Source organism: Pseudomonadota bacterium (genome assembly GCA_030860485.1).
GTDB lineage: Bacteria > Pseudomonadota > Gammaproteobacteria > JACCXJ01 > JACCXJ01 > JACCXJ01.
Genome location: JALZID010000390.1, coordinates 1 through 3521 on the forward strand (window position 1 = coordinate 1; position 3521 = coordinate 3521).

Annotated in this window: 5 protein-coding genes; 3 read left to right on the forward strand and 2 right to left on the reverse strand. The window is 64.0% G+C overall.

Annotation, left to right across the window (positions count from 1 at the left end):
• Window positions 1-430 precede the first annotated feature (430 nt).
• Window positions 431-700, reverse strand: coding sequence for a hypothetical protein (locus M3461_23910; protein ID MDQ3777181.1), 270 nt, complete (start codon window positions 698-700; stop codon window positions 431-433).
• Between the two features lie 246 nt (window positions 701-946).
• On the opposite strand from M3461_23910, the gene M3461_23915 reads away from it, so the two are divergent.
• Together M3461_23915 and M3461_23920 are read left to right on the forward strand one after the other, a co-directional pair.
• A complete protein-coding gene (locus tag M3461_23915; GenBank protein MDQ3777182.1) occupies window positions 947-1123 on the forward strand; it encodes a hypothetical protein in 177 nt (58 codons plus the stop codon).
• 84 nt (window positions 1124-1207) lie between these two features.
• Window positions 1208-1774, forward strand: coding sequence for a potassium channel family protein (locus tag M3461_23920; GenBank protein MDQ3777183.1), 567 nt, complete (start codon window positions 1208-1210; stop codon window positions 1772-1774).
• A gap of 159 nt (window positions 1775-1933) precedes the next feature.
• Here the strand turns inward: M3461_23920 and M3461_23925 are convergent, their stop codons facing one another.
• The gene (locus tag M3461_23925; GenBank protein MDQ3777184.1) at window positions 1934-2641 is read right to left on the reverse strand and encodes an MBL fold metallo-hydrolase; all 708 of its coding nucleotides are present in this window, start codon (window positions 2639-2641) and stop codon (window positions 1934-1936) included.
• Window positions 2642-2959: 318 nt separating this feature from the next.
• Between M3461_23925 and ndk the strand changes: the two genes are divergently transcribed.
• On the forward strand, window positions 2960-3430 hold the full coding sequence (gene ndk / locus M3461_23930; protein ID MDQ3777185.1) for a nucleoside-diphosphate kinase: 471 nt from the start codon (window positions 2960-2962) through the stop codon (window positions 3428-3430).
• Window positions 3431-3521 lie beyond the last annotated feature (91 nt).

The following is a 3521-nucleotide window of genomic DNA, read 5'->3' on the forward strand; positions in this document are numbered from 1 at the left end:
CTACTAGCCGATGGCAAGGGCAATCCCGCGAGGGGTGGTCTGAAGGAAGCCCGAGCGCAAAGGTGCGAGCCGACGGACAGAAATCGCATAGAAGGCTCAGTCTCCGGGCGAGTCAGCACAAGATGACGAAGCCCACCGGGTACGGGAGATAGGGTAAATGCGGCGGTATTACAGCATCCGCATGGAAGCGGGGCAGTATTCGCGCCACCCGCCGTCCGGGAGGCCGCGCTGACCCACCCGACATCGACTCTCGCTCAAGTGCCTGCGCGCGCCGTCGGCAGATTCGGTCTACCGAAACGTCGTCCGCAGCGGCGTAAACGACGTTGCCAGCCGTGTAGATGTCATTCCGCACCCCGGAAACGTCGTCTTGCCCCTTCCCGACGTCGTTCCCCCGCGATGATCCTTTGTGACTTGAGGCGCGGCTCTCCGATCAGGCGCACCGGTACCTCGACGACCGCGCCGGCCTCCGCCTCGATCGGCTCGTCCGCAGACAGGTCCAATCCGGGGATCCCCTCGGGTGGAGGTCGGGCCACGCGTCCATGTTCAGGACCTTCAAGGTGTAGACGTTCTCGATCCGGCCGGCACGCTCTCTAAACAGCGCCTTGCGGTCCCGGATCACATCGAGGCCGAGCGGGACGCGTTGACTCAAGGCATAGGCGAAGGCCCCGAGCGATCCGACGGGCAGCCTCCCATAGATCATGTCCCGCGTTTCCCGCGGCCCGATGTCCAGCACCCGAACGCCAGGCGCCTAACCGGTCGGATCCCGCCACGTTGACGGCGCGCGGCCGGACAACCAATATGCGCCCCTGACGGAGGCCCGATCTCATTATGCTCGGCCCCCCTGCGATGCAAGCGCGTTACAACGCCGGGACCACCGCCACACTGGCCATGGGAGGCTCTGCCAGACTTGCCTTTCTGCCACCCCTTATCCTGCACTACGCCCGGTATGAAGTTTCATAAGCTCGTCGGCCTCTCCGGCGTCGCGGCCCACGAAAGCGCTGCCGCGATCCGCTGGGGCAAACGGTTTGAGTGGCCCATGCTGCTCGTGGCCTCGTGGATATTTATATGGTATCTCGAGGCCGCCGGAGAATTGCGTCCCCGATTTCTCCGCCTATCGGACTGAGTTATCTGGCTGTTCTTTCTCCTGGAGACGGTTGTGCTCGTTTCCCTCGTTCGCGATCGAAGGAGCTATCTGGTCGACAATTGGATGAACGTCGCGATCATCCTAGCCGGGTTCCCGATCCTTTGGGACTATACGCCCTTGGTCGGGCTCCTCCGGCAACTCCGACTGTTGCTGTTGCTGGCGCTCCTCGCCCAGTTCATCCCCAGCGTGCGACAGGTGCTCCTGCGCAACCACCTCGGCTACACGCTCTTGATCGCTATCGTCATCACGGTGGTCTCGGGCATCCTCATCAGCCAGGTGGACCCGGCGATCTCCTCCATCGGGGATGGGATGTGGTTTGCCTGGGTGACCTTGACCACCGTCGGTTACGGGGACGTCGTGCCCAAGAGCACCGCGGGGCGCCTCATCGGTGGGGTCTTGACTTTCTTGGGGGTCGTCTTCTTCTCGCTCATCAGCGCCAACCTCGCCGCCTTCCTGGTACGTCGGGACGTGGAGAAGGTGGAGCGTAAGGCGCCCTCGGGCACGAGATCAGGGATCTGCAAGCGCAGCTCGATCGCATCGAGCAGTCCGTCGAGCGACTGCGAGTGCGGGAAACGGATGGTCAGCGGGTGGCGCGCATGCGCAAACGGCCATGACAGAGCCCTCGGATAGACCGGGATCCCTCGGATAGACCGGGTCGAGGGGCGAAACCCGGTGCCAACAAAGCGGATGTTTGCTCACCGTATCGCGGGCGCTGCGGGGCGCTCACCGCAACGCACCGGTTATCCGGGAATCGTTGTCCGAGATCCAGAGCGTCGCGGCTCCGCACCATCACCCCTGGCGCACCTCTTCCTCATGCAGACCGCACAGGCGGTTTCGCGGGACCGCCTCGTCGATGCGGTGTGGTTTAGGGAGTTCGAGACGATGCATGATCTCGATGAACTGCTCGCGTGTCTTTCCGGCGAGGCGCGGATTGATGGCGCGTTCCTGGCCGATGCAGCTCACCCGACGGCCGTGGTAATCGTGGCCGGGGTAGACCAGGGTCTCGGCGGGCAGCGCGAACAGACGCCCGGTGATGCTGTCGTACAGCGCCCCGGGGTCGCCGCCCTGAAAATCCGTGCGGCCACAGCCGTTGATGAGGAGGGTATCGCCGGTGAAGAGCCGGTCCCGCCACAGGAACGAGCTGCTGCCCGGCGTGTGGCCGGGGGTCGCCAGCACGCTGATCTCCTCCCCGGCGGCGAAACCGAGCACATCACCACCCGTGAGCTGATGATCCGCACCCATGGTCCCGCACAGTCGGCTCACCGCGGTCTCGGCACCGATGCGCTGTCGCAGCCGGCCGCTCGCGGTGATGTGGTCGGCGTGTACGTGTGTTTCTATCGAGTACTTCAACCTGAGCCCGAGCCGCCGGAGCAACTCCAGATAATCCTCCAGATGGCCGTCCACGGGGTCGATGAGCACTCCCTCTTTCATGCCGGTGCTGCCAATCAAATAGGTGTAGGTGGAGGAATCGGGGTCGAAGAGTTGCCGAAAGATCATGCTTTTCCTCCTGCTGCTCTGCGAAGCCCGGGTCACGGGGCTGCAGAGGGGCATCTTAGCGACTGAAGGATACGGTATGAACAGGTCGCTGGAACCTGGTGAGCAGGTCGCGGATCGAAGGGGGATGGGCAGCGCCGCGCGCCACCTGGGGTTAAGATCCGCGCCCGTGCGGTGCCCCTCGGCATGAACCACGCGCCCTTACGACGCGGCGAGGCGGGGTCGGGTGCGATCCGGAGAGGTTTCGCCAAAGCCCTTTCGAACCTATAATAAGGGGTGCGGGCGGCGGGTCTTTCTCCTATCCTTTTCAAGGATCTCTTCATGACAGTTGAAGTTACCCTTTCCATCATCAAGCCTGATGCAGTGCACAAGAACCACATCGGCGAGATCATCTCCCGGTTCGAGAAGGACGGGCTCCGGGTGGCCGCGCTCAAGATGCTGGTGTTCTCCCGGCAGCAGTTCCTGGGGATCTATGGGGGACACGAGGGCCAGCCCTACTATGAAGACCTCACGGCCTTCATGGCCTCGGGTTCGTCGGTGGTGATGGTGCTGGAGGGTGAGCAGGCGGTGGCCAGGAACCGCGCCATCATGGGCCATACTAATCCGAAGCTGGCGGCGCCCGGTACTATCCGCGCCGATCTCGGGACCGCGACCAACCGCAACGCGGTGCACGGCTCGGACAGCCCCGAGACGGCACAGAGAGAGATCGCGTGCCTGTTTTCGTCCGAGGAGATCCGGACACATGCCCAGAGCAATAACCCGGCAACCCTGGGGGGGCTGGGAGGGAGGTGAGCGACGTTACCGATCTGCTGGATGGACACGCTGGCGGGCGGACATGGGGGGAGGACACGCCGGTGGCTGGGCGGATACGGGGGCGGGGGGG